Source organism: Thermodesulfobacteriota bacterium, from assembly GCA_026415035.1.
GTDB lineage: Bacteria > Desulfobacterota > BSN033 > BSN033 > UBA1163 > RBG-16-49-23.
Window position 1 is genome coordinate 1 of the sequence record JAOAHX010000013.1, and the last position, 24,306, is coordinate 24,306.

Sequence of the window (24,306 nt, forward strand, 5' to 3'; positions counted from 1 at the left end):
CCATTACAGGGATGGGGGTTTTTTGTTCCATAGGAAAAAACGTGGAGGAGTTTTACCAATCCCTTAAACAGGGACGTTCGGGAATCGGGCCGATCACGCTCTTCGATCCCTCAAAATATCCTTCTCAGATTGGAGCCGAGATAAGAGATTATCGTCCCGAAGCCTATTTTGAAAAGAAGGAGTTGAAGAGGTTATCGAGAACCGATCAGCTGGGTCTCATGGCGGCAGAGGAGGCGGTGAGGGATTCCGGAGTCGATTGCTATCCTTCAGAAGAGATAGGCGTCTGCCTCGGCGCAGGCGCGGGCGGGATGTTCGAGGCCGAGGCCTATCACCGGGAGGTCCTCCTCAAGGGACGGTCGAAACCCTCTCTCGTCCTGCCCTTCATCCCGAGTTTCACGACGAGCCGGATTGCCGAGAGGTTCCAATTTTCAGGACCGAGGATGACCATCGCGACCGCCTGCAGCTCCTCGGCCACCGCCATTGGTTATGCGGCAGACCTCATCCGGAAGGGTGACTGCAAGGCCGTGGTCTGCGGAGGAAGTGAGGCCCTCTGTGAGCTCACCTTCGGGGGGTTTAACGCCCTCAAGGCGATGGACCCAACCCCCTGCAAACCCTTTGATCGGAACCGGGCGGGGATGTCTTTGGGCGAAGGCGCCGCCATCCTCGTCTTAGAGGATGGCGAAGAGGCCCTGAGACGAGGGGCGAGGGTCTTTGCGGAGTTTTTAGGCTATGGGATCGCCGGGGAGGCCCATCACATCACCGCGCCCGAGCCCGAGGGCACGGTGGAGGCACGGGTGATGCGGATGGCGATGGAGGAGGCAGGGGTCTCACCCGCGGAGGTCGATCATATCAATGCCCACGGAACCGGCACGCCCCTTAACGACAGGGTGGAGTCCGTCGCGATCAAAAAGGCCTTCGGAGAGAAGGCCTATGCCATCGCGGTCAGTTCGATCAAGTCGATGGTGGGGCACTGTTTGGGAGCGGCCGGGGCCATCGAGGCGGTGGCCTCCGTCCTTTCCATTACGAATCAATTCGTTCCTCCCACCCTCCATCACCGGGAAGGCGACGAGGATTGCGATCTCGATTACGTTCCGGAGCGTTTCCGGGAGATCGAGGTGAATGTGGTCCTCTCGAACTCCTTCGCCTTCGGGGGCAACTGCACCTCCCTGGCCTTCGGCCGTTTCGATCGCTGAGAGAAAGAGGAGAGAGGAGATGAATGGACAGAAGATCGACTACGATGCGGAGGGGAGGCTGATCGTCCCTGAGCAACCCATCATCCCCTATATCGAAGGGGATGGCGTGGGACCGGACATCTGGCGGGCATCGGTTCGCGTCTTCGATGCGGCCGTGGCGAAGTGTTATGAGGGGAAAAGAAAGATCCACTGGCTCGAGGTCTATGCGGGGGAGAAGGCCTTCCGGGTAAAAGGGGATTGGGCGCCGGAGGAGACGATCGAGGCGATTCGGGAATATAAGGTCGGCATCAAGGGGCCTCTGACCACGCCGGTGGGAGGGGAGTTCCGGAGCCTCAACGTGATGCTCAGGCAGAGGCTCGACCTCTACTGCTGCATCCGGCCGGTGAAATATATCCCTGGGACGCCCAGCCCGGTAAAACACCCCGAGAGGGTCGATATGGTGGTCTTCCGGGAGAACACCGAGGATGTCTATGCCGGGATCGAGTGGAGAGAGGGATCGAAAGAGGCCCTGCGATTGAGGGAATTTCTCCAAAGGGAGATGGGCAAGGTGATCCGCGAGGATTCCGGGATCGGCCTCAAACCCATCAGCCGCTTCGGGACGAAACGCCATGTCCGGAGGGCGATCCAGTATGCCCTCTCGCACGGCCGAAAGAGCGTCACCCTGGTCCACAAGGGAAATATCATGAAGTTCACCGAGGCCGCCTTCAGGGACTGGGGCTACGAGCTGGCCCGGGAGGAGTTCGGGGATAAGGTCGTCTTTGAAAACGAGATCGGAAACGGTCCTCTCCCAGAGGGAAAGATCTTGATGAAGGACAGGATCGCGGATGCGATGTTCCAGCAGATCCTGCTTCGACCCGAGGAATACGATGTGTTGGCCATGCCCAACCTGAATGGAGACTATATGTCCGATGCCCTGGCCGCCCAGGTGGGAGGGCTTGGCATGGCGCCCGGGGCCAACATCGGAGATCGGGCGGCTGTCTTCGAGGCCACCCATGGGAGCGCGCCCAAGTATGCAGACCAGGATGTGATCAATCCCTCCTCGGTGATCCTCTCGGGCGTGATGATGTTCGACTATTTAGGGTGGAAGGAGGCCGCAGAGGCCATCACCCGGGCCCTCGAGAAGACCATTGCCCAGAAGATCGTCACCTACGATCTGGCCCGCCAGATGAAGAAGGCCAGAAAGGTGAAGTGCTCGGAGTTCGCCATCGCCCTCATCGAAAACCTCTGAGAAAATAAAAAAGGTGACGCCCTCCTCCGAGGGCGCCACCCCTCAGGGTCTGCCCGAGGCCTCGGAAGATCAGGCCTTCTTCAGGGCCTCCATCACGACTTTCGGGGTCAGGGGGATCCGCCTGATCCGGACGCCTGTCGCATTGAAGAAGGCGTTGGCCACCGCAGGGGCCACTGCGGTGACCCCCAACTCCCCGATCCCGCCGATTCGATCGGTGCTCTTGACGATGTGGACCTCGATCTCGGGGACCTCGCTCATCCGGAGGATGGGGTAGTCATCCACATTGGCCGAGGCCACCCCTCCATTGGCAAATTGCACCTCCTCCTTCAGGGCGGTGCTGAGGGCCAGGATGATTCCGCCCTCGATCTGTTCCACGAGCGGGCCCGGGTTGACCACAGGTCCGCAATCGACCGCGGCAACGACTCGATGGACCTTGATCTTCCCCGTGTTTTTATCGACCGAGAGATCCACGACCTTGGCGATCCAGGTCCCGAAGCAGGCATGCTGGGCGATGCCCCGTCCCATTCCTTTTGGAATCGGTTTTCCCCATCCCGCCTTCTCGGCCACGGTCTGAAGCACCCGGCTGGCGCGCTTGTTGTTCTTCAAGAGCTGGAGCCTGAATTCGACAGGGTCCTTGCGGGCGGCATGGGCCAGTTCATCGAGGAAGGATTCGATGGCAAAGGCATTGGGCGCGTTCTGGACCGAACGCCAGGGCCAGCAGGGGATGGGGAGGTCGGTCATGACGAATTCGATGTAGAGGTTCGGGATCTCGTATTGAATCCGGTCGTTCCAGTGAGGAGAGTCGGCCACGTTCCAGAGGCCCCAGAGATTGTAGTAGTCGATACCTCCTTTAATCAGGCCGGGGTTGACCGGCCTCATGATCGAAATGGAGGCGGTCTTATGAGACCAGCCGGTCAACTGCCCCTGGGCATCGAGGGCCCCCTGGATCCGGTGGGTCATGGGCGCCCGGAAGCGATCATATTTGATGTCGTCCTCCCGGGTCCAAATCACCTTGACCGGTCTTTTGAGCTCCCTTGAGATCGTGACCGCCTCGGCCACGAAGTCTCCGAAGGCGCGCCTTCCCAGTCCGCAACCCAAGAAAGTGGTGTGGACATGGATCTTGTCGGGAGGAAGTTTCGTGATGCCCGCGGCCATCCCGCGGACGCCGGTCTGGTTCTGGGTGGGGGTCCAGATGTCGCAGCGGTCATCCTGAACATAGGCCGTGGTGTTCATCGGCTCCATGGTCACATGGGCCACGCACGGGATGTAGTAGGTGGCCTCCACCTTCTTGGCAGCTTCGCCGAGGGCTTTTCTCACATCTCCCACCTCGTGGACCTTCGCTCCGGGTTTATCGAGGTCTTCCATCATCAATTTCTCGATGGAGGCGTTGTCCATATCGGGGTGCGTCCCCTTATCCCACTGGATCTTGAGGGCCTCTCTGCCCTTCAAGGCCGCCTCGGTGGAGGTGGCACAGACGGCGATGCCCTGGGGGATCTGGATCACCCTGACCACACCCTTCACCTGCTCGGCGCCTTTCGGGTCGAAGGAGATGACCTTTGCGCCATAGGCGGGCGGACGGGCGATCACCGCATAATGGAGGTCCTTCATGTCCACGTCGAGGCCGTAGATCGCCTTGCCGCTCACCTTCTCCGGAACGTCGAACCGGGGCATGGGCTTGCCCATGTAACGGAACTCCTCCTCTTTTTTCAGAGGAGGGTCTTTGGGCACCTCCAACTTGGCCGCCTTCTCGCAGAGTTGGCCATAGGTGAGGGAGCGCTTGCTCTTCTCGTGTCTCACCGTTCCCAGAACCGCTTGACACTCCGTTTCAGGGACGTTCCAGGTCTCTGCGGCCGCCCGGATCAGCATGGCCCGGGCCGCTGCCCCCGCCTTTCGCAGCGGATCGTAAAACGCCCTCACGCTGGCACTGGCCACCGTGATCTGGGCTCCCAGGACGGGGTTCTTCAAGGCGTCGGCCGCCGGTCCCTGTTTGATGGTGACCCGTTTCCAGTCGGCCTCCAGTTCGTCGGCCAGGATCATGGCCTGGGCGGTCAAGGCGCCCTGCCCCATCTCGGAGTTTCCGATGACGATGGTCACCTTATTATCGGAGGTGAGGTGGAGCCACACATTGGGGTTAAACGTGATCAGGTCCCTCTTCTCCGAGGCATTGAGGATCTCATATCCGAAAGGGGTAACCGTCACGGCAAGGCTAAAGCCGGCCAGTTTCAGGAAAGAACGACGGGAGATGGCAGGGGTCATCATCTTTTGCCCTCCTTTCTCAGGCTTTTCACCGCGGTCTGAATGCCCTTCTTGATCCTCGGGTAAGTCCCGCAACGGCAGATCACGTCGTCCATCTGGGCGATGATCTGGTCGGCCGTGGGAGTGGGTTTCTTTGCGAGGAGGGCGGCCACCTGCATGATAATCCCTGGCTGGCAGAAGCCGCACTGGGGCACCTGCTCCTGGATCCAGGCCTTCTTGACCGGATGGGTCTCGGGAAGGCCTTCGATCGTGGTGATCTTCTTCCCCTTGACCTGTCCCACCGAGATCGTGCAGGAGCGCTCTGCCTTGCCATCGATATGGACGGTGCAGGCCCCGCATTCCCCGATGCCGCACCCGTACTTGGTGCCCGTGAGCTTCAGGTGATCCCTCAAGACCCAAAGAAGCGTCGCCTCTTCGGGCACGTCGACGTTTACCTTCTTGCCGTTGACATTCAACGTAACCATCTTCTCTCTCCTTTCTTCCGAGTCTTCGGAGATCCCCGTTCAGGGATTGACCCTTATCAAATTTTCCGATTTCTGTCAATGCGAAAATCGGGTTTGCGGAGGGAGTGGATAGGATCTCGGGGCTTTGACAGGCCTTTTGTTTTCGGTTTAAATATGTTAGGAGTGAATTTAAAAGGGTTCGAGGACGAGGGTCCAAATGGCCGAAGGGAAGAAACCGAAACAGCCGCCCCGGATCGATATTTATAAGGCCTGGTGCAAGGCCTGCGGCATCTGCGTGGCCTTCTGTCCCACAGGGGTCCTGGCCAAGGACGAGGCCGGATATCCCTATGTGAAGGAACTCGAAAAGTGCATCAACTGCGGATGGTGCGAGATCCGCTGTCCCGATTTTGCCATCACCGTGGAGACGAAAGACAGAGAGAAGACAAGGGTCGAGGAAAAAGGTGACGAGAGAGAGCCAGAGAGGGAAGAGGAGGTCTCCCCGGAGAGAATTGTTGCTCCAGGGCAATGAGGCCATCGCCGAGGGGGCCCTTCGAGCGGGGTGTCGCTTCTTTGCCGGCTATCCCATCACACCGGCCACGGAGATTTCCGAGGTATTATCGGTCCGGTTGCCCAAGGTCGATGGCGTCTTCATCCAGATGGAGGATGAGATCGCCAGCCTCGGCGCGGTCATCGGCGCCTCCCTCGCAGGGGTGAAGGCGATGACGGCCACCAGCGGTCCCGGATTCTCCTTGATGCAGGAGAATTTGGGGCTGGCCATCATCGCGGAGATCCCCTGTGTCATCGTCAACGTGATGCGGGGAGGCCCCAGTACCGGGCTACCCACCTTCCCCGCCCAGGGCGACGTCATGCAGGCCCGATGGGGAACGCACGGCGATCACCCCATCATCGTCCTCTCTGCTTCGACGGTCCGCGAATGTTACGACATGACCATCCGGGCCTTCAACCTCTCCGAAAGGTTTCGAATCCCCGTGATTCTCCTCATCGACGAGGTGGTGGGCCATATGCGGGAGAAGATGGTCCTGGACGACGAGGAGGAGATCGAGATCGTCAACCGGGTCAAGCCCACCATGCCGCCCGAATGGTACATCCCCTACGAGGACACCCCGAGCGGCGTTCCGCCCATGGCCAATTTCGGAGAGGGGTATCGTTACCATGTCACCGGCCTGACGCACGACGTCCGGGGCTTTCCCACCTCGAGGCCGGACGAGATCGGGCCCTTCATCGCGAGGCTCCATCGAAAGATCAGCTCCCATTTCTCCGAGATCCAGAAGGCTGAATTCTTTCTGACCGACGATGCCGACATCACGATCGTCGCCTACGGATGCGTGGCTCGGTCGGCCAAACGGGCCGTGATCGAGGCCAGGGAGAAGGGGTTGAAGGTCGGGCTCCTCAAACTGTCCACCCTCTGGCCCTTCATGCGGACGGCCGTGGAGAGGGTCCTCCAGACCTCGAAGATCCTCATCGTGCCCGAGATGAACATGGGCCAGATCTCCCGCGAGGTGAAGCGGGTCAACCGGGGCATCGCCCGGGTCTTCACCCTCAACAAGGTGGACGGGACGATCATCACGCCGATGGAGATCCTGAACCGGATCGAGGAGGTCAGCTGATGCCGGAGATCACGAAGCTGATCCACAAGTACCTTCGCCACGACAAGAAATTTCCCCACGTCTGGTGCCCGGGCTGCGGGATCGGCATCATGCTGGGCTCCCTCATCCGCTCCATCGACCGCATCGGTTACACGAAAGACGAGGTGGTCCTCGTCTCCGGCATCGGCTGTTCGAGCCGCCTTCCGGTCTACGTCGATTTCAATACCCTTCACACCACCCACGGCCGTGCCCTCACCTTCGCCACCGGGATCAAGCTGGCCAAACCCCAACTCAAGGTGATCGTCATCATGGGCGATGGGGATGCGGTGGCCATCGGCGGCAATCACTTCATCCATGCCGCCCGGCGAAACATCGATCTCACCGCCCTGATCCTGAACAACAGCATCTACGGCATGACGGGCGGTCAGAGTTCTCCGACCACTCCTTACGGCATGAGATCCACCACCACGGTCTACAGCAACATTGAACAGGCCTTCAACATCTCCGAGCTGGCCGCCACGGCAGGGGCGGCCTTCGTGGCCCGAGGGACGGTTTATCATGCCAGGCTTCTGGATAGCCTGATGGAGAAGGCCTTCCTCAAGAGGGGATTCTCCGTGGTGGAGGTCATCTCTCACTGCCATGTCCAGTACGGGAGGCAGAACCGTTTGGGCACGGCCGTGGAGATGATGGAACAGCAGCGCGACCGGGCCGTCCCCGTGGAGAAGGCCGCCAAGATGAAGGAGGAGGAGCTGCGGGATAAAATCGTGATCGGAGTGCTCATCGACAAGGACCTTCCGGTTTACCACGACGAATATAAAAAGATCCAGGAACGGGCCAAAGCCGCCGGGGGAAGTTAACCCCGCCCCGCCTCCCCTTCCCTGAAGGGGAGGAAGAGAAGGGGGATGAGATCCGAAGGAGTTGGAATGGGATATCGGTACGAGATTCGACTGGGAGGCTCAGGGGGGCAGGGGATCATCCTGATGGGGATCATCCTGGCCGAGGCGATCGGCATCTACGACCGAAAATATGTGGCCCAGACCCAGAGCTATGGACCCGAGGCCAGGGGAGGATCGAGCAAATCGGAGGTGATCGTCAGCGACGAGGAGATCGACTATCCCAAGGCGATGAAACCGGACCTCCTTCTGGCCATGAACCAGAAGTCCTGCGACGAATTCTTTCCAGACCTCAAACCGGAGGGCCTTCTCATCGTCGATTCGACCTTTGTGACCCAGGTCCCACAACCGAGGGCCTATCAGATCCCCTTCACCCGGATCGCCCGAGAAAAATTTAAGCGGGAGATGGTGGCCAATATCGTGGCCCTCGGCGCCCTCTCCCAGCTCACCAACATCGTCTCACCCAGAGCGATCGAGTCGGCCGTGCTGGCGCGGGTCCCCAAGGGAACGGAGAAGCTCAACCGGGACGCCCTGAGGGCCGGGATGGCGGCGGCCCGAAAGGCCAAAAAGGAATGGTTGAAGCGGGAGATTCCTCCAGAAATTCCCAAAGAAGACCTCTTGGATTCCTATTAACCCGTCCGCCCTCGCTTCGACATCGCTATGAGAAGAAGCCCGATCGTTTATGCGTTGACCAAATCTGTGGCCCGGCTGGTCCTCTCCCTCTTTTACAGGATCGAGACCGTCATCCAGGGGGTTCTTCCGGAGGAAGGGCCGGTGATCCTCCTTCCGAAGCACCAGTATTGGGTGGACATTCCCCTGGTGGGGCTCGTCTTTGAAACGCCCCTCTATTTCGTGGCCAAAAAGGAACTCTTCCGGCTTCCCCTCGTCCGCCAATATCTCTCCTCGGGCGGCGGGATCCCCGTGGACCGGGAGAGAACGATCCGAACGCTTCGTTCCTTCAAAAGGCTCCTGGCCCTGCTAAGGGCGAAGGAGTGGATCGTCATCTTTCCGGAAGGCACCTACTTCAGAGACAGGGTGGGCGCTGGCAAAAGCAGGCTCCTTCAAATGATCCTGAGACACCAGGCCCAATTGAATCGCCCCATCCCCTTTGTGCCGGTGGGGATCCGGTATGGAGAGAAAATCGGATGGAGGAAGCGGGTGGAGATCTCTGTCGGAGCCCCTCTGTTTGCAGAGAAGGAATCTGAGGCGATCTTCTTGACCGAACGAGTGATGGAGGAGATCAGCCGGTTGTGCCAATTACCCAAAGGGAGATAAGGAGGTTCTATGCCGAGGCGAGAAAGGGATCGGGAACTGGCCAGGAGGAGAAAACGCCGGGAGAAGCGCAGGAAGCTGAGGGCCAAAGGACTGTTGCCTCCTGCTGTCCCCAACGTGAGCGAACCGGCAAAGAAGGGGGCGGGCAAGAGGTCCGAAAAGGCCCCCGGGAAGGAGGCCCCTAAACCTACAGAGCCCTCTTCTCCAGAAGGCTAATCGACCCTGGGAAGAGATCGCCGGGGAGGGCCCTACGCAATTGCGCGGAAGACGGATCTCCTCGGACCCCCCCTTTTCCCCCTTCGGATCTCCTACGGCCTGGATTTCATCGGAATGAAGTACCAGGTCCCTCGCCGCATCTGCCGGATCTCTCGGAGGAGCTGATCGAGATCCTCTTTCCGATTGACAAAGTCGATCTCGCTCGTATCGACGACCAGGAGGGGGCTCCGGTCGTAGTGGAAGAAGTAATAATTGTAAGCCTCCGTCAGGGATCGAAGGTAGTCGAAGTCCACCTCCTTCTCGTAGGCGATGTTTCGGGATCGGATCCTCTGATGGAGGACCTCGGGCTTCGCCTGGAGGAAGATCACCAAGTCCGGATCGGGGATCTGCCCTTTGAGGAGGCAATAGACCTGTTCGTAGAGGGCCAGCTCCTGGTCGTCCAAGTTCAAGGAGGCGAAGATCCGGTCTTTGGCAAAGAGATAGTCGCTCAGGGTCACTTGATTGAAGAGGTCGAGCTGGGCGATCTCCCGTTGCTGCTGGAACCGGTTGAGGAGGAAGAAGAGCTGCGTTTGAAAGGCATACTTCCTCCGGTCCTGGTAAAAGAGAGGGAGGAAGGGATTCTCCTCGGGCCTTTCGAGGATGAGGCGGGCATTGAACTCTTTGGCGAGCAACCGGGCCAGGCTCGTCTTGCCGACGCCGATCGGTCCTTCGATGACGATATACTGAAACATGCTCGTCCGAGGCCCAGGGCTATGGCATTCGGAATCTCTTTCCGGGGAGACGGACGGTCATGACCGGACAGGGCGATTTCCGAACCACCTTCTCGGCCGTGCTTCCGAAAAAGACGTGATCCAATCCCGTGCGACCGTGGGTTCCCATCACGATGAGGTCGGCCGATTCCTTCTTGGCCACCCGGATGATCTCGATGAAGGCCTCCCCCTCCTGAATGAGGATCTTCACGTTCTTGAAGGTTCCCATCTTCTTCAGGTAGTGCTCCTTGAGGAGGTCGTCCATCTCCTGTTTGCGGGACCGTTTCAACTCCTCGAGTTTCTCCGGAGGAAGGTAGATCGACAGTTGCTCCGGATGCACGGGGGGCGGGGTGACGTGGAGGATCAGCAGGGAGGCCTTGTAGGTCTTGGCCAGGTCGAGGGCGTAACGGAAGGCATAGTGGGAATCCTCCGAAAAATCCGTGCAGAAAAGGATCTTCTTGAACATCGTCTTCCCTCCTTTGGGTTCGATCGTTCTGTTTCGGTGGCGGGGATTCGCCCTTCCTTCTTGACAAGGTTCTTTTTCAGATTTATGTTTCACCATATTTATCATAAAACGGCCTTTCTTTTCCACAAAAATCTTTTCCCATCGGAGGAAGGCCCTTCTTCGGGACTCTTCCCCCAGGGTTGAGAAGAGGATTTCGGCGGGAGGAAGGACATGCTCAGGAACAAACAGATCGGGTTTGTGGGAGCGGGCAATATGGGCGAGGCCCTCATCCACGGCCTGCTCCACGGCCATCTCTGCCGGCCCGAACAGATCCTCTGTTCGGACGCCAAGCCGGAAAGGCTCAAGTGGATTCGAGAGCGATATGCCGTAAAGGGGACCTCCCATAATGTGGAGGTGGTGAAGCACTCCGACATCCTCATCCTGGCCGTCAAGCCCCAGATCATGAAGCCGGTGGTGGAGGAGGTGGCCAAACATCTCGATCTCACCAAATTGATCATCTCGATCGCCGCGGGCGTTCCCCTCGATGCGATCGAATCGTGCGCCCGAAAGGAGTTGAAGCTGATCCGGGTGATGCCCAACATCTGCGTCTCGGTCCGGGAGGGCATCTCGGCCATCGCCGGAGGAAGGCATGCCTCCAAAGAGGATCTGATGGTGGCCAAGACGATCTTCGATTCCGTGGGGAAATCGATCTTCATCGAGGAGTCGCTTCTGGATGCCGTGACCGGTCTGAGCGGGAGCGGTCCGGCCTACATCTTCCTCATCATCGATGCCCTGGCCGATGCAGGGGTGAAGGTGGGGCTTTCAAGAAACGATGCCCTGGTCCTCGCCTCTCAGACCGTCTTGGGGGCGGCCAAGATGTTGATCGAGACCGGAGAACATCCCGGAAAGTTAAAAGACATGGTCACCTCGCCGGGCGGGACCGCCATTGCCGGCCTCCATACCCTGGAGCAGGGAGGGGTGAGGACCACCCTCATCAACGCGGTCGAGGTGGCCACCCAGCGGGCAAGGGTCCTCGGCGAGATGATGAAGAACAACCTGACCAACGAGAAAGGTTAACGGGGGGGCGTAAGATGGCGAAGCCGGAGATCGAATTTATCGACATCGACACAGAGTACGAATGGCGGCCCGTGGAGGGCGATACCCTCGGGATCAAGGAGAAGATCCTGAGCCTCGATCCGGAGACCGGATCCTATACCCGGCTGCTCAAGTTCCCCCCGGGAATCCGGACCCCGGAGACCCTCGTCCACGACTTCTGGGAAGAGGTCTATATCGTTGAGGGGGAGCTGATCGACCTTGGGAAGAAGAAGACCTTCGGTAAGGGGTTTTACGCCTGCCGGCCTCCCGGGATGAAACACGGACCCTACGAAATCCCCCGAGGATGCATCACCTTCGAGATCCGATACTACAAATGAGGCGATCCCAGGAGACCTAAAGATGAAGACCCTTCGATTCATCCTCGAGACCATGGGTAAGGAGGAAGAGATCCTTTTCACGGTCAGACGGATGATCAACGCCGGCTACACGGGCAGGGACCAGGAGAAGGTGAGGCACCATATCGAAGAGCTGAAGAAGGAGGGGGTGCCGGCGCCGGATTCGACGCCCACGGCCTACGAGATGATCACCCAATTGGTCACCTTCGACGAAGAGATCGAGGTGGTGAGCGAGCGGACCTCCGGCGAGGCCGAATATGTCCTCCTCTGCTCCGGAGAGGAGATTTATGTGGGCGTGGGAAGCGATCACACCGACCGGGAGCTGGAGGCGGTGAGCATCCTCAAATCGAAGCAGATCTGCCCCAACGTGATGTCGGACCGCCTCTGGAGGTTTTCGGAGGTGGAGGCGGACTGGGATGGAATGGTCCTGAGGTCCTGGACGGAAGACGAAACCGGGAAAAGGGTCCTCTATCAGGAGGCCACCCTTTCGGCGATCCTTTCGCCAGGGGACCTGATCGATTTCGTTAAGAAGAAGGCGAAGGAGGAGCGCCTCGACGGAACGATGATCTTCTCCGGAACCATCCCGCTCTTGACCGGGACCTTCCTCTACGGGCCATCCTTCGAGGCAGAGCTTTTCAACCCTCGAACGGGGAAGCGGTTGGGTTGCCATTACCGGGTCCGAGTGCTCGACTACCTGAGGAGATGATCGATGATCCAGGTGGTCTCGGTTCAACTCTCGATCGGGGACGAGGAGAAGGCGAAGAGGATCGAACGGGTCGAGGCCCTGCTCGACCAGGCCAGAGGGGCGGAGCTCGTCATCCTTCCCGAAATCTGGAACATCGGCTATTTCTCCTTCGACCTCTATGCGAAGGAGGCCGAGACGATCCAGGGCGAGACGGCCCGCAGGCTCTCCCGGAAGGCCAAGGAGCACGGGTTCTTTCTCCACGGCGGAAGTTTCGTGGAGGTCGAAGAGGGAAAACTCTTTAACACCAGCCTCCTCTTCGATCCCGACGGGCAGGTTATCGCCCGTTACCGGAAGATCCACCTCTTCGGATACGGGTCTCAGGAGAGCCAGCTCCTTACCCGGGGGAACGAGGTGGTCGTGGTCGAAACGCCCTTGGGCAAACTGGGAATGTGCACCTGTTACGATCTCCGGTTTCCGGAGCTCTTCCGGATCATGCTCGACCGGGGCGCCGAACTCTTTTTAGTGACCTCGGGATGGCCCTATCCGAGGCTGGAGCACTGGTTGATGTTCAACCGGGTCCGGGCGATCGAGAACAGCGCCTTTCTCGTCTCAAGCAACGGCACGGGAAAGAACCGGGGGGTCCAATTTTGCGGACACAGCATGATCGTCGACCCCTGGGGGACGATCCTGGCCAGCGCCGGGGATGAGGAGTGCCTCCTCCGGGCCGAGATCGATCTGAAGAAGGTCTCCTCGGTTCGAAAGGAATTTCCAGCCGTCCAGGATCGAATTTTACGATGCGTCTGAGGCCCTTTGAATTCTTCCATCCCCTTTCGCTTCAGGAAGGCCTCGACCTCCTCGACCGATACGGAGAGGAGGCCCAACCGATCGCAGGCGGGACAGATCTCATCGTCCAGATGAAGCAGAGGTTGATCCGGCCGCCCAGATTGGTCAACCTGCTTTCCCTTTCCGAGCTGAGGAAGATCGAAAAAACGGACCAGGGCCTGAGGATCGGCGCCCTGACGAGGCATGCCGAGATCGAAGGCTCCGCCCTCGTCCGGGAGGGGTGGTCCCTCCTCGCACGCTCCTGCCACAAGGTAGGCTCCCCCCAGATTCGCCATCTCGGAACGGTGGGCGGGAATCTCTGCAACGCCTCTCCTGCTGCCGATACCGCCCCGGCCCTTCTCGTCCTCGGAGCCGAGGTCAGCCTCTCGAGCAAGAAGGGGGAGAGACGAATTCCCCTCGAGGCCTTCTTCAAGGGCCCTGGCCAGACGGTCCTCCGGGAGGGAGAGCTTTTAAAAGAGGTGATCGTCCCGGGACCGCCCGAGGGGAGTCGTTTCTCGTATCTCAAATTGGGGCGGAGAAAGAGCATGGACCTCGCCCTGGTGAGCGTCGCCGTCCTCTTGACATTGGGAGGAGGCGATCAGAGGTTCGAAAAGGTAAGGATCGGTTTGGGTTCGGTCGGCCCGACCCCCATCCGGGCAAGGGAAGCAGAAAAGGTAATTGAAGGAGGACCTGTAAAGGAAGAGGCGATCCGTGAGGCGGCGGAGGTGGCCTCGAGGCATTGCGAGCCGATCACCGATATTCGGGCCTCTGCCGAATATCGAAGGGAGATGGTGAAGGTCCTGGTCGCAAGGGCGATTCAGGACTGCCTCGGGCTTCCCATCCCTCCCACGGGCATTTGAGGGAGACCCTCGGGAGCGACATCGGTGAAATATCCCCTGAGGTTGACGGTCAACGGAGAGCTCTTCGAGCTTGAGGTCGAAGCCCATCGGACCCTCCTCGAGGTGTTGCGAAAGGACCTAAGATTAAAGGGGGCCAAGGAGGGTTGCGGGGCTGGAGAGTGCGGGGCCTGCACCGTCTTGCTGGATGACGAGCCCGTCAACTCCTGTCTGGTCCTTGCCCTGCAGGCAGACGGAAGGCGGGTGACCACCATCGAAGGCCTGGCACAGGGGACAACCCTTCACCCCCTCCAGGAGGCCTTCATCCGGCATGGGGCGATTCAATGCGGATTCTGCACGCCGGGGATGATCCTCTCGGCCAAAGCCTTTCTCGATCGAAACCCGGAGCCCACGGAGAGGGAGATCCGTGAAGCCTTGGTGGGAAACTTCTGCCGCTGCACGGGATATCAAAAGGTCGTTGAAGCGATCCTCTCTTTGACACGAAGGGAAATGGGAAGAAAGGGCCCAGGAGGATGATCGCACCATGTCGACCTATTCGATCGTAGGCCGTTCCGTCCCCCAGATCGATGGGCGGGAAAAGGCCCAAGGGAAACTTGAATTCATCACCGACCTCGAGCTACCGGGAATGCTCTACGGCAAGGTCCTGAGAAGCCCCCTCCCCCATGCGCGCATCGTATCGATCGATCCCTCCAGGGCAAAACGGTTGAGGGGAGTCAGGGCCGTGGTCACGGCCGAAGACACCCCTAAAATCCCCTTCGGTCCGAGGACGGAGGACTGGCAGATCTTCGCCGTAGATAAGGTCCGGTTCATCGGCGACGAGGTGGCCGCCGTGGCCGCGGTGGACGAGGAGACGGCAGAGGAGGCCCTCGATCTGATCCGCGTGGAGTACGAGGAGCTTCCCGCGGTCTTCGATCCCATCGAGGCGATGAAGCCCGGCGCCCCTTTGATCCATGACCGGCCCAACAATATCGTCTCTGAATTCAGATTGGAGCGGGGCGACGTGGAGAGGGCCTTTCGGGAGTGCGACGTCGTCCACGCCGGCCGCTACTACACGAACCAGGTCTATCAGGCCTATCTCGAACCGATGGCCTGTATCGCCCATGTCGACCCTTCGGGAAGATTGACCCTCTACCTGGCTACCCAGATCCCCTCGATGACAAGGCTCACCTATGCCAAGGCCCTGGGCCTTCCCCTCGAAAAGGTCCGGGTCGTCGTCCCTCCCTATGGCGGCGCCTTCGGCGCCAAGATGGAGACCAATCTTCATCTGGCCGCAGCCGTCCTCAGTCAGAAGACGGGAAGACCGGTCCGGATGGTCAACAGCCGAGAAGAGGACTTCATGGCCGGCAACCCGAGGGTCCCGATGTATATCGACCTCAAGGTGGGTGCCAAGAAGGACGGAAGGTTGATCGCCAAAGAGGTGAGGGTCATCGGCGGCTCCGGTGCGAGGGCGATCTATTCGATGGCCATTGTGGCCACGGCCTGTTACCGGGTCGACTCCCTTTACCGATTCGAACATCTAAAGACCGAGGGCCTGACGGTTTACACCAACACCGTCCCCACCAGCTGTTTCCGGGGCTTCGGAAATGCCCAGATGACCTTTGCCCTCGAGAGCACGCTCGATATGATCGCGGAGGCGATCGGGATGGACCCGGCCGAATTGCGGATCAGAAACGGGCTCAAGACCGGAGAGGTCTCGATCCATGGCTGGCAGATCGGCTCTTCGGGGCTGGAGGAGTGCGTGCGAAGGGCCGTGGAGGTCTCGGGCTGGGAGGAGAAACGCCGGCAGAAGCGTTTTGCCCGAGGCATCGGTCTGGCCTGCTGCAACCACGTCTCGGGCAACCGGGCCTTCTCCAGGGAGTTCGACGGGGGCGCCGGGATCGTGCGGATCGGAAGGGAGGGAAAGGTCCTCGTCTATCACGGCGAGTCCGACATGGGCCAGGGGCAGAGGACCGTCTTTTCCCAGATCGTGGCCGAGGCGCTCGGGGTTGGCCTTGATCGGATCGAGGTGGCCCAGGTCGATACCGAGATCAGCCCTTTCGGCCTCGGTAGCTTTGCCACGCGCGGGACGGTCTTCGGCGGAAACGGCCTTAAAGCCGCAGCCGAGGCTGCGAAGCAGCAGCTCCTCGAAGGGGTGGCCGAGATCTTCGAGACCTCCCCATCCGCCCTGGAGATCCGAGAGGGGAAGGTCTTTGTCAGGGATGAACCGGAGCGTTGCCTCCCATTTGAGAAGGTCGCCGAAGCCTGTATGCTCAGGCGGGGCGGCGCTCCTGTCGTGGGCACAGGGTTCTGGGTTCCGGATACGGAGCTTCCAGATCCCGTGACCAAGTACGGAAATATCTCTCCGGCTTATCCGTTCGCCTGCCAGATCGCCGAGGTGGAGGTGGATACCGAGACCGGCCAGGTCAACGTGATCCGTTACACCGCAGCCCATGACGTGGGGCGGGCCATCAATCCCCAGGCCATCGAAGGCCAGATTCACGGCGGGGTGGCCCAGGGGATCGGCTGGGCCTTGACGGAGGACATGATCCTCCGGGACGGAAAGGTGCTCAACCCCGACTTCAGGGATTACGTGATGCCGGGGCCGCTCGATCTTCCGCCGATTCAGACGATTTTGGTGGAACCGGTCGATCCCAACGGGCCTTACGGAGCCAAAGGCATCGGGGAGCCCGCGCTCAATCCCTCCCCTGCCGCGGTGGCCAATGCCATTTACGATGCCATCGGCATCCGCTTCACGGAGCTCCCCATCACCCCGGAGAAAATCCTGAAGGCACTGAAAGCCAAGAAGAGAGGGTCTCATGGCTGACTTGAAAGTTCAGTTTTGCGGGATCGAGTTTAAAAACCCCATCCTGGCGGCCTCGGCCGAGCCCACGCTCTCGGCGGCCAACATGAAGCAGGTCATCCAAACCGGCGCGGGCGGACTCGTGGCCAAGACCGTGACGGACTCCGAGGCCCTGAGGCGCCTGACCAAGAGGTCCAAGTTTCGCTACCTCGACGAAGAGCACCGGGTCTGTCGGGGGAAGGTGCCCCGCCTCTTCACCTTTTTCGGTCGAACCGGCCTCGCCGAAGAGACGCCCGAAGAGTGGATGAAGGAGCTGAAGGAGGCCCAGGCCTCTGCCCTGAAATCGGATTGCGTGATCATCGGCAGCGTGGCCGGGACGACGGTCGAAAGCTGGGTGACCCTTGCGAAGATGATCGAAGACACGGGGATCCGCCTGGTCGAGCTTAACTTCGGGTGTCCCCACCCCTCGGAGATGAAGGGGACGCCCACGGGCATGCTGGTCGGGCAGGATAAAGCCTCGGCCTCCGAGATCACCCATCGGGTGACCGAGGCCGTGAAGATTCCCGTGATCATCAAACTGACGCCCCAGGTGGCCGATGTGGTGGAGATGGCCCGGGCGGTCCGATCGGCAGGGGCCTCGGCCGTGACGATCATCAACCGCTTCGTCGGATTCTGCGTCGATATCGAGACAGGAAAACCCCTCCTCCATGGGTGGGCAGGCGTGGGAGGTCCCTGGGTCAAACCCTTGACCCTCCGATGGGTCTCCAAGATTTACACGAGCCTCGGCCTTCCCATCACCGGGACCAACGGCGTCTACGACTGGAAGGACGCCGTGGAGTTTATGATGTCCGGGGCGAGCCTGGTCCAGTTCTGCTCGGTCGTGATGCTCAAGGGATATGCCTATCTCGGGCGAATCGTGAAGGACCTGGAAGGCTTCCTGGACCGCAAAGGATACGGGTCGGTTCGAGAGATCATCGGCCTGGCGGCCCGGGCGGCCATGACCTACGAGGAGATGGAATCGCTTCCCAAGGAATATGCCTCGATCGATCCCACCCTGTGCACCGCCTGCAGGCGCTGTTTTCGTTCCTGTTTCTACAACGCGATCGAGGTAAAGGGGAAGGCCGTGAGGATCACCGAGGCCTGCCGGGGCTGTGGCCTCTGCACCTGCGTCTGTCCCGTGCCGGGCGCCATCCACCTTCAGAGCGAACCGCTCCGTTTTTCTTCTTGACAAACTCCCGCCGATGATGTAATGGTTTAACCATTCGAAATGGATCGGATCTTCAGGAAGGCCAAACAGAGCCGGGCCTTCGAGGACGTCGTCTCCCAGATCCAGGAGGCGATCCTCGAAGGGAGATTGAAAACCGGGGAGCGGCTTCCGGGCGAACGGCAGTTGCGGGAGGCCTTTCAGGTCAGCCGGGGCACCCTGAGGGAGGCCCTCCGGACCCTGGAGCAGAAGAAGCTCATCCAGATCCGGACCGGAGCCCGAGGGGGCGCGATCGTCTGTCCGGTCAACACCGAGCCCGTCAGCGAAAGCCTCGACCTCCTGCTCCGGTATCAGAAGGTCGGCCTGAAGGAGCTCGCGGAGTTCCGGGAGGAGGTGGAGGGAGCCGTGGCCGAGAGGGCAGCCCGGAGGGCGAAGAAGGAGGACATCGAGGAGCTGAAGGCCTATCTCGGATCGATGCAACCCCTCCTCGAGGACGGCCGAAATACCTGGAGGGAGATGATCGAGATCGACAACCAATTTCATCGATGCCTGGCCCGGATGGCGGGCAACCGGGTCTTCGAATCGATCCTGACGATCGTCTATGACAACATCTTTCGGTATTTCGATCGGTTCCTTCCCAGAGACAAGAAGGTGGTCGAGAGGATCTACAAGGACCTGAGCGGGATCGTCGAGGCCATCCAAATGAAGGACCCCCAGAAGACCAAGGCCCTGATCCAGGACCACGTGAGGCGGTTCGACCGGATGATGGAGGCAAATCGGAAGAAGGTCTTCGGGTGAGAAGGAGGTGATGGCAGAGAAGGACGTAAGAATGCCAAAGGTTGGAACGAGCCTCTAAAAGCAGAGGGAATCCATTTTCAAGGAGGGAGAGATGAAAAAGGTAAGCCTGTGGACGTTGACAATACTTCTTTGCATAGGAATAGGTGTCTCATGGGTCACGCCCAAATCGACCGAGGCCCAGACCATCTCCTGGAAGATGCAGACGACCTGGCCCGCGGGCATGGCCCTTCACACGAGCGCGGTCGGTCTGGCCAAGAGGATCGAGGAGATGACAGGCGGCAGGCTCAAGATCGAGGTCTTGCCTGCAGGGGCCATCGTCCCTGCCTTTGAGGTCTTAGGAGCGGTCCACAAGGGGACCCTCGATGCGGCCCACGGATGGTCCGCCTACTGGATCGGAAGACACCCGGCGGCCAACCTCTTCTCCAGCGTGGCAGGCGGTCCCTTCGGCATGGACAACGTGGACTATGCGGGCTGGCTCTACCACGGAGGAGGACTGGAGCTTTACAGAGAACTTTACCTCGATGTGATGAAGATGAACGTCATGGTCTTTCCGACCGACATCATCGCCTCCGAACCCTTAGGTTGGTTTAAGAAGCCGATCAAGTCCTGGGCCGATTTAAAGGGGATCAAGATGCGAGAGGCGGGCTTGACGGCGGAGATCTATAAAGAGGCGGGCATCACGGTCGTGGCCATGCCCGGAGGCGAGATCCTGCCTGCGATGGAGCGGGGGGTGATCGACGGAGCGGCCTTCATGTGCCCCACCACGGACAAGGAACTGGGACTCATGGATGTGGCCAAATTCTACCATGCCCCGGGCATCCACCGGCACACCGGCACCTTGGAGCTCCTCATCAACAAAGAGAAATGGGATAGACTGCCAGCGGACATCAAGGCCATCGTCGATGTGGCCAGCCGCGAAAACCTCTTCCGCGCCTGGATCGACCTGGTCGATAAGAACGTAAAGGACCTCGAAGTCCTCAAGACCAAACATGGTGTGAAACTGGTCGAGACCCCCAAAGAGGTCATCCTCGAAATCCTGAAGGCGTGGGATAAGGTGGCGGCCCGATATGTGGCCAAGGACCCCTTCTTCGCCAAGGTCTATGCCTCCCAGAAGGAGTATGCGAGGAAGATCGTGGAGTATCGCCGGGAATTCTACGTGCCCTACGAGTTGGTCGCCGACTACTACTGGCCGAAGAAGAAGTAGAGGCCCCTCCCCCATCCCCGTCGAGACAAGGGATGGGGGAGCCCCTTTTTTCGGTCATAGAGAAAGAGTGAACCGAGATGAACCTATCGATCGAAAAACTGTTGAGCATCGCCCGCGGCATCGACCGGATCAGCCTCTGGTCGGGCACCAAGGCAGCCTGGCTCATCCTGCCCCTCATCTTCGGGCTGACCTATGAGGTGATCTCTCGCTATCTCTTCAAGGCCCCGACCATCTGGGCTTACGATTTGGCCTATATGCTCTACGGAAGCCATTTCATGTTGGGCGCGGCCTTCACCCTCTTCAAAAAGGGCCATATTCGGACCGATATCTTCTATGACAAGTGGTCTCCCAAAAAACAGGGGACGGTTGATGCCCTGCTCTACATCTTCTTCTTCTTCCCCGGCATCGCCCTCTTCTTCGTGGCCAGCTTGGAGGAGGCCATCCACTCCTGGAGCCTGTGGGAGAGGTCCGAGGTGGGCGCCTGGCGTCCGCCCATCTTCCCGTTTAAAACGGTGATCCCCCTGACCGCCCTCTTCCTTCTCGTCCAGGGGGTCTCCGAATTGATCAAAAGCCTCTATGCGGCCAAAAAGGGAGAATGGCCATGAAGCCGGAATATGTGGGACTCATCCTTTTAGGATCGCTCCTTACGGGAATCTTCGTTGGATTTCCCATCGCCTTCACGCTCATCATCCTCGCTGTGGTCTTCGGGTATATCGGCTTCGGCATGGGCGTCTTCGACCTGATGGTCTTTCAGACCCTCGGTCTGATGAAGGAGGAGACCTTGGCCGCCGTTCCCCTTTTCATCTTCATGGGCCATCTCTTAGAACATGCGGGATTGATGGAGCGGCTCTTCAAATCCTTCCAATCGATCTTGGGCGGCCTCAAGGGCTCTCTCTACCTCGGCGTCCTTCTGACGGCAACGATCTTTGCCACCGCCACGGGGATCATCGGCGCTTCGGTCACGGTGATCGGGTTGATGGCCGCCCCGCTCATGATCAAAAGCGGCTACGACACGAGGCTCTCCGCAGGGGTGATCACCGCAGGAGGAGCCCTGGGCATCCTCATCCCACCGAGCGTCATGCTCGTCGTCATCGGACCGGTGGTGGGCGTCTCGGTCGTCAAACTCTTCGTTGCGGCCATCCTGCCCGGCCTTCTCCTGTCGGCCCTCTACTGCACCTACTCCCTGATCAAGTGTCACATCTGGCCCGAGCTGGGTCCCACGGTGCCTCCGGAGGAGAGGATCACCTCGACCCGCGAGATCTTAAAAGAGCTCTTTTCGGGGATCGTGCCGATGGCCTTCATCATCTTTGCTGCCCTCGGAAGCATCATCGCAGGCCTGGCCACACCGACCGAGGCCGCGGCCATGGCGGCCAGTGGCGCCCTCCTCCTGACCATCGCCTATCGAAAGCTGACCCGAGAGGTCTTGAAAGAGGCGGCCTACAAGACGATCCAGACCTCGAGCATGATCCTCTTTCTCGCGATGGCCTCAAACATCTTCGGCGCGGTCTTCACCCGCCTGGGGACGAGTTCGATGATCGCCAAGGCGATGCTCTCCATCCCCATCCCTCCGATGGGCATGCTGGCCCTGCTCATGGTCGTCATCTTCCTCTTGGGATGGCCCCTCGAGTGGCCGGCCATCGTCTTCATCTTCCTTCCCATCTTCCTTCCTGTGGTTCAGGAATTGAAATTAGACAAGGTCTGGTTCAGCACCCTGGTGGCGGTCAACCTTCAGACGGCCTACCTCTCTCCGCCCGTGGCCATGGCCGCTTACTATCTGAAGGCCGTGGCCCCGAAGTGGGAGCTGCTCGACATCTATAAAGGGATGGCCGAGTTCATGGTCCTCCAGGTGATCGGCCTCATCCTCGTCTTCATCTTTCCCCAGATCGCCCTCTGGTTGCCGAACCTTTTGCTAAAATAGTTTAGGGGCGTTCAAACCGGTTGAGGCTTTGGCCCGATGGACCCGAAGAGGCATTTCGATCTTCTCATCGTGGGAGGCGGGGTGATGGGATCGAGCCTCGCCTACCATCTCGCCCACGATGGGTTTCAGGGACGGGTGGCCGTCTTCGAGAAAGACCCCTCCTATGAGAAGGCCTCCACGGTCCTAAGCGTGGGCGGCATCCGGAGGCAGTTCAGCACCGAGGTCAATGTCCGGCTCTCCCAGTATAGCCTCGCCTTCTATCGGGAGTTCGGTGAGCGGATGGAGGTCGAGGGCGTCCGGCCCGAGATCGACTTTAAACCGAGGGGCTATCTCTTCCTCGGGAACGAGAGGAACTGGCCCCTTTTGGTCAAACACCAGGCCTTCCAGAGATCGCTCGGCGTGGAGACGAAGCTCTTAACCCCCGAAGAGACCCTCCGGCTCATCCCAGACCTCAATGCAGAGGACCTGGTCGGCTCCTCCTTCTCTCCGGGCGACGGCTACATGGATCCCCACAGCGTGCTTCAGGGGTTTGTCAGAAAGGCAAAACACCTCGGCGTCACCTATATCCACCAGGAGGTGGTCGAAATCTTCCGCAAAGGGGATCGGCTGGAGGGGTTGAGGACGAAGGAGGGCACGACCTACGCAGCTCCGATCATCGTGAATGCGGCCGGCCCCTATGCCGGAGCCGTGGGAAGGATGGCCGGAATCGAGATCCCGGTGGTTCCGGTGAGGCGGATGGTCTATCTCGTCAAACCCCCTCGACTCTTCGAATACGACCTTCCCTTGGTGATCGATCCCTCGGGCGTCTACTTCCTTCACGAGACAGGGAGGCAGATCCTGACAGGAAAGTCGAGAAAGGAGGAGCCCCCGGGATTCAACTTCCAGTGGGATCGGGACTACTTCCAGGAGACGATTTGGCCTGCCCTGGCCCACCGGATTCCTCTCTTCGACGCGCTGAAACTGGTCAGCGGCTGGGCAGGGCTTTATGAGATCAACCAGTGGGACTTCAACGGGATCATTGGAAATCATCCGGAGGTCTCCAATTTCTTCATGGCCGTTGGATTCAGCGGCCATGGATTTCAACAGGCGCCCGCCGTAGGCAAAGCCCTCTCCGAAAAGATCCGCCTCGGCCGATACGAGACCGTGGATGCAAGCCCTTTGGGATACGAACGGATCGTCGAGGGGAGAAAGGTCCTGGAGGAGGAGGTGATATAGAGCAAGTTTCAATTTTGGGGGATGAAGGGGGTTATGGGATAGCAGAGGGTGAACAATAGACAACAAAACGAGGAGCGAGAGGACCGATGCTTATTCTGGACAAAAAGGATCTGGAAGAGCTTCTGCCGATGGAAGAGGTGATAGAGGTTCTAAGGGCGGGATTCCGCGAGGTCAAAGAGGGCCGATGCGTCGTTCCGGTCCGGTTCCACCTTGCCGTCGGAGAGTATCAAGGGCAGTTTCTCTTCATGCCCGCCTACCTCTCCGGCCTGAAGCAGGCTGGGACGAAGATCGTCTCGGTCTTTCCCCAGAATGTCTCCAGGGGAAAACCTACGATCTATGCGACCTATCTGCTCTGCGATCCGACCACCGGGGAGTTGCTGGCGGTGATGGAAGGGGCCACGCTCACGGGGATTCGCACGGGCGCCGCCTCCGGATTGGCGACTGGGTACCTCGCAAGAAAGGAGGCGAAGGCCCTCGGCGTGATCGGAACGGGCTTCCAATCTTATTTTCAGGTCAGGGCGATCCAGGCCGTTCGCTCCATCGAGGAGATCTGGGCCTACGATACCGACCCAAACAGGCTTCGGGAATTCTGCGAGAGGTTTTCGCCCTTCGTTAAGGTCCATCCCGTTTCGAGTGCCTCGGAGGTCGTGAGGCCAAGCGACATCCTGATCACCTCAACCACTTCCACCACGCCGGTCTTTTCCGGAAGGGACCTGAAGCCCGGAACCCACATCAACGCCATCGGCGCCTTCCGTCCCGATATGCGCGAGACCGACGACGAGACCGTCCTCCGGGCCAAGATCGTTGTCGACACCTACGAGGGCTGTCTCAGCGAGGCAGGCGACCTGCTCATCCCCATGGCCGAGGGAAAGTTGAAAAAGGAGGCTATCCATGGAGATCTGGGAGACCTGGTCACCGGAAGGAAGAAGGGGAGAGAGACGGAGGAGGAGATCACCTTATTTAAATCGGTGGGCTTTGCCATGGAGGATGTGGTGACCGCCTCCCATGCCTATGAAAAGGCAGGCCGAAGCGGGATGGGAAAGAGGATCGAGCTCTTGTAAAGGGAGGGTC

26 protein-coding genes are annotated in these 24,306 nt (G+C 59.7%); 22 read left to right on the top strand and 4 right to left on the bottom strand.

Annotated features, from left to right (window positions below; translation table 11 throughout):
* The first annotated feature begins 2 nt into the window (after nucleotides 1–2).
* Nucleotides 3–1,193 (top strand): beta-ketoacyl-[acyl-carrier-protein] synthase family protein, encoded by a 1,191-nt coding sequence (locus N3G78_08820; protein MCX8118018.1) that lies wholly within the window; start codon nucleotides 3–5, stop codon nucleotides 1,191–1,193.
* A complete protein-coding gene (gene icd / locus N3G78_08825; protein MCX8118019.1) occupies nucleotides 1,120–2,421 on the top strand; it encodes an isocitrate dehydrogenase (NADP(+)) in 1,302 nt (433 codons plus the stop codon). Before N3G78_08820 ends, icd begins: the two co-directional genes overlap by 74 nt.
* 69 nt (nucleotides 2,422–2,490) lie before the next feature.
* Here icd and N3G78_08830 read toward each other — a convergent pair whose 3' ends face one another.
* Complete coding sequence (locus N3G78_08830) at nucleotides 2,491–4,677, bottom strand: xanthine dehydrogenase family protein molybdopterin-binding subunit (protein ID MCX8118020.1); 2,187 nt, start codon at nucleotides 4,675–4,677, stop codon at nucleotides 2,491–2,493.
* The gene (locus N3G78_08835) at nucleotides 4,677–5,141 is read right to left on the bottom strand and encodes a (2Fe-2S)-binding protein (GenBank protein MCX8118021.1); all 465 of its coding nucleotides are present in this window, start codon (nucleotides 5,139–5,141) and stop codon (nucleotides 4,677–4,679) included. Before N3G78_08835 ends, N3G78_08830 begins: the two co-directional genes overlap by 1 nt.
* Nucleotides 5,142–5,337: 196 nt before the next feature.
* Between N3G78_08835 and N3G78_08840 the strand changes: the two genes are divergently transcribed.
* The 6 genes from N3G78_08840 to N3G78_08865 are packed head-to-tail and all read left to right on the top strand — an operon-like array spanning nucleotide 5,338 to nucleotide 9,108.
* A complete protein-coding gene (locus N3G78_08840; GenBank protein ID MCX8118022.1) occupies nucleotides 5,338–5,649 on the top strand; it encodes a 4Fe-4S binding protein in 312 nt (103 codons plus the stop codon).
* Entirely contained in the window at nucleotides 5,633–6,748 is a 1,116-nt protein-coding gene (locus N3G78_08845) for a 2-oxoacid:acceptor oxidoreductase subunit alpha (protein ID MCX8118023.1), read from the top strand. The genes N3G78_08840 and N3G78_08845 overlap by 17 nt, the downstream gene beginning before the upstream one ends.
* A complete protein-coding gene (locus N3G78_08850) occupies nucleotides 6,748–7,584 on the top strand; it encodes a 2-oxoacid:ferredoxin oxidoreductase subunit beta (protein ID MCX8118024.1) in 837 nt (278 codons plus the stop codon). Before N3G78_08845 ends, N3G78_08850 begins: the two co-directional genes overlap by 1 nt.
* A 45-nt stretch (nucleotides 7,585–7,629) precedes the next feature.
* Nucleotides 7,630–8,253 (top strand): 2-oxoacid:acceptor oxidoreductase family protein, encoded by a 624-nt coding sequence (locus N3G78_08855; GenBank protein MCX8118025.1) that lies wholly within the window; start codon nucleotides 7,630–7,632, stop codon nucleotides 8,251–8,253.
* 54 nt (nucleotides 8,254–8,307) lie between these two features.
* Nucleotides 8,308–8,895 (top strand): 1-acyl-sn-glycerol-3-phosphate acyltransferase, encoded by a 588-nt coding sequence (locus N3G78_08860; GenBank protein ID MCX8118026.1) that lies wholly within the window; start codon nucleotides 8,308–8,310, stop codon nucleotides 8,893–8,895.
* Between the two features lie 9 nt (nucleotides 8,896–8,904).
* On the top strand, nucleotides 8,905–9,108 hold the full coding sequence (locus tag N3G78_08865; GenBank protein ID MCX8118027.1) for a hypothetical protein: 204 nt from the start codon (nucleotides 8,905–8,907) through the stop codon (nucleotides 9,106–9,108).
* A 92-nt stretch (nucleotides 9,109–9,200) separates the two neighbouring features.
* Here the strand turns inward: N3G78_08865 and N3G78_08870 are convergent, their stop codons facing one another.
* Both N3G78_08870 and N3G78_08875 read right to left on the bottom strand, forming a co-directional pair.
* A complete protein-coding gene (locus tag N3G78_08870; GenBank protein ID MCX8118028.1) occupies nucleotides 9,201–9,839 on the bottom strand; it encodes a deoxynucleoside kinase in 639 nt (212 codons plus the stop codon).
* A gap of 19 nt (nucleotides 9,840–9,858) precedes the next feature.
* A complete protein-coding gene (locus N3G78_08875; protein MCX8118029.1) occupies nucleotides 9,859–10,323 on the bottom strand; it encodes a universal stress protein in 465 nt (154 codons plus the stop codon).
* Nucleotides 10,324–10,533: 210 nt separating this feature from the next.
* Here N3G78_08875 and proC point away from each other — a divergent pair, with 210 nt between their 5' ends.
* The 14 genes from proC to N3G78_08945 all read left to right on the top strand — a co-directional run bounded on the left by proC (nucleotide 10,534) and on the right by N3G78_08945 (nucleotide 24,296).
* The gene (gene proC, locus N3G78_08880) at nucleotides 10,534–11,379 is read left to right on the top strand and encodes a pyrroline-5-carboxylate reductase (protein MCX8118030.1); all 846 of its coding nucleotides are present in this window, start codon (nucleotides 10,534–10,536) and stop codon (nucleotides 11,377–11,379) included.
* Between the two features lie 14 nt (nucleotides 11,380–11,393).
* The gene (locus N3G78_08885; GenBank protein ID MCX8118031.1) at nucleotides 11,394–11,735 is read left to right on the top strand and encodes a cupin domain-containing protein; all 342 of its coding nucleotides are present in this window, start codon (nucleotides 11,394–11,396) and stop codon (nucleotides 11,733–11,735) included.
* Between the two features lie 22 nt (nucleotides 11,736–11,757).
* Complete coding sequence (locus tag N3G78_08890; GenBank protein ID MCX8118032.1) at nucleotides 11,758–12,459, top strand: DUF2848 domain-containing protein; 702 nt, start codon at nucleotides 11,758–11,760, stop codon at nucleotides 12,457–12,459.
* Nucleotides 12,460–12,465: 6 nt separating this feature from the next.
* The gene (locus N3G78_08895) at nucleotides 12,466–13,242 is read left to right on the top strand and encodes a carbon-nitrogen family hydrolase (GenBank protein ID MCX8118033.1); all 777 of its coding nucleotides are present in this window, start codon (nucleotides 12,466–12,468) and stop codon (nucleotides 13,240–13,242) included.
* Nucleotides 13,233–14,120, top strand: a complete 888-nt coding sequence (locus N3G78_08900) for a xanthine dehydrogenase family protein subunit M (protein MCX8118034.1) — start codon at nucleotides 13,233–13,235, stop codon at nucleotides 14,118–14,120. The genes N3G78_08895 and N3G78_08900 overlap by 10 nt, the downstream gene beginning before the upstream one ends.
* 24 nt (nucleotides 14,121–14,144) lie before the next feature.
* Entirely contained in the window at nucleotides 14,145–14,633 is a 489-nt protein-coding gene (locus tag N3G78_08905) for a (2Fe-2S)-binding protein (GenBank protein MCX8118035.1), read from the top strand.
* Nucleotides 14,634–14,640: 7 nt separating this feature from the next.
* Nucleotides 14,641–16,920 carry a xanthine dehydrogenase family protein molybdopterin-binding subunit gene (locus tag N3G78_08910; protein ID MCX8118036.1) on the top strand — a complete coding sequence of 760 codons (2,280 nt, stop codon included), beginning with the start codon at nucleotides 14,641–14,643 and terminating at the stop codon, nucleotides 16,918–16,920.
* Complete coding sequence (locus N3G78_08915; GenBank protein MCX8118037.1) at nucleotides 16,913–18,124, top strand: tRNA-dihydrouridine synthase; 1,212 nt, start codon at nucleotides 16,913–16,915, stop codon at nucleotides 18,122–18,124. Before N3G78_08910 ends, N3G78_08915 begins: the two co-directional genes overlap by 8 nt.
* Before the next feature lie 39 nt (nucleotides 18,125–18,163).
* Nucleotides 18,164–18,898: an FCD domain-containing protein gene (locus N3G78_08920; GenBank protein ID MCX8118038.1), complete on the top strand. Its 735-nt coding sequence runs from the start codon at nucleotides 18,164–18,166 to the stop codon at nucleotides 18,896–18,898.
* A 91-nt stretch (nucleotides 18,899–18,989) separates the two neighbouring features.
* Nucleotides 18,990–20,102 carry a TRAP transporter substrate-binding protein gene (locus tag N3G78_08925; GenBank protein ID MCX8118039.1) on the top strand — a complete coding sequence of 371 codons (1,113 nt, stop codon included), beginning with the start codon at nucleotides 18,990–18,992 and terminating at the stop codon, nucleotides 20,100–20,102.
* 77 nt (nucleotides 20,103–20,179) lie between these two features.
* Complete coding sequence (locus N3G78_08930; GenBank protein ID MCX8118040.1) at nucleotides 20,180–20,707, top strand: TRAP transporter small permease subunit; 528 nt, start codon at nucleotides 20,180–20,182, stop codon at nucleotides 20,705–20,707.
* Nucleotides 20,704–22,020 (top strand): TRAP transporter large permease subunit, encoded by a 1,317-nt coding sequence (locus N3G78_08935; protein MCX8118041.1) that lies wholly within the window; start codon nucleotides 20,704–20,706, stop codon nucleotides 22,018–22,020. The genes N3G78_08930 and N3G78_08935 overlap by 4 nt, the downstream gene beginning before the upstream one ends.
* 36 nt (nucleotides 22,021–22,056) lie before the next feature.
* Entirely contained in the window at nucleotides 22,057–23,235 is a 1,179-nt protein-coding gene (locus N3G78_08940; GenBank protein MCX8118042.1) for an FAD-binding oxidoreductase, read from the top strand.
* Nucleotides 23,236–23,321: 86 nt separating this feature from the next.
* Entirely contained in the window at nucleotides 23,322–24,296 is a 975-nt protein-coding gene (locus N3G78_08945) for an ornithine cyclodeaminase family protein (GenBank protein ID MCX8118043.1), read from the top strand.
* The last annotated feature ends 10 nt before the right edge of the window (nucleotides 24,297–24,306 follow it).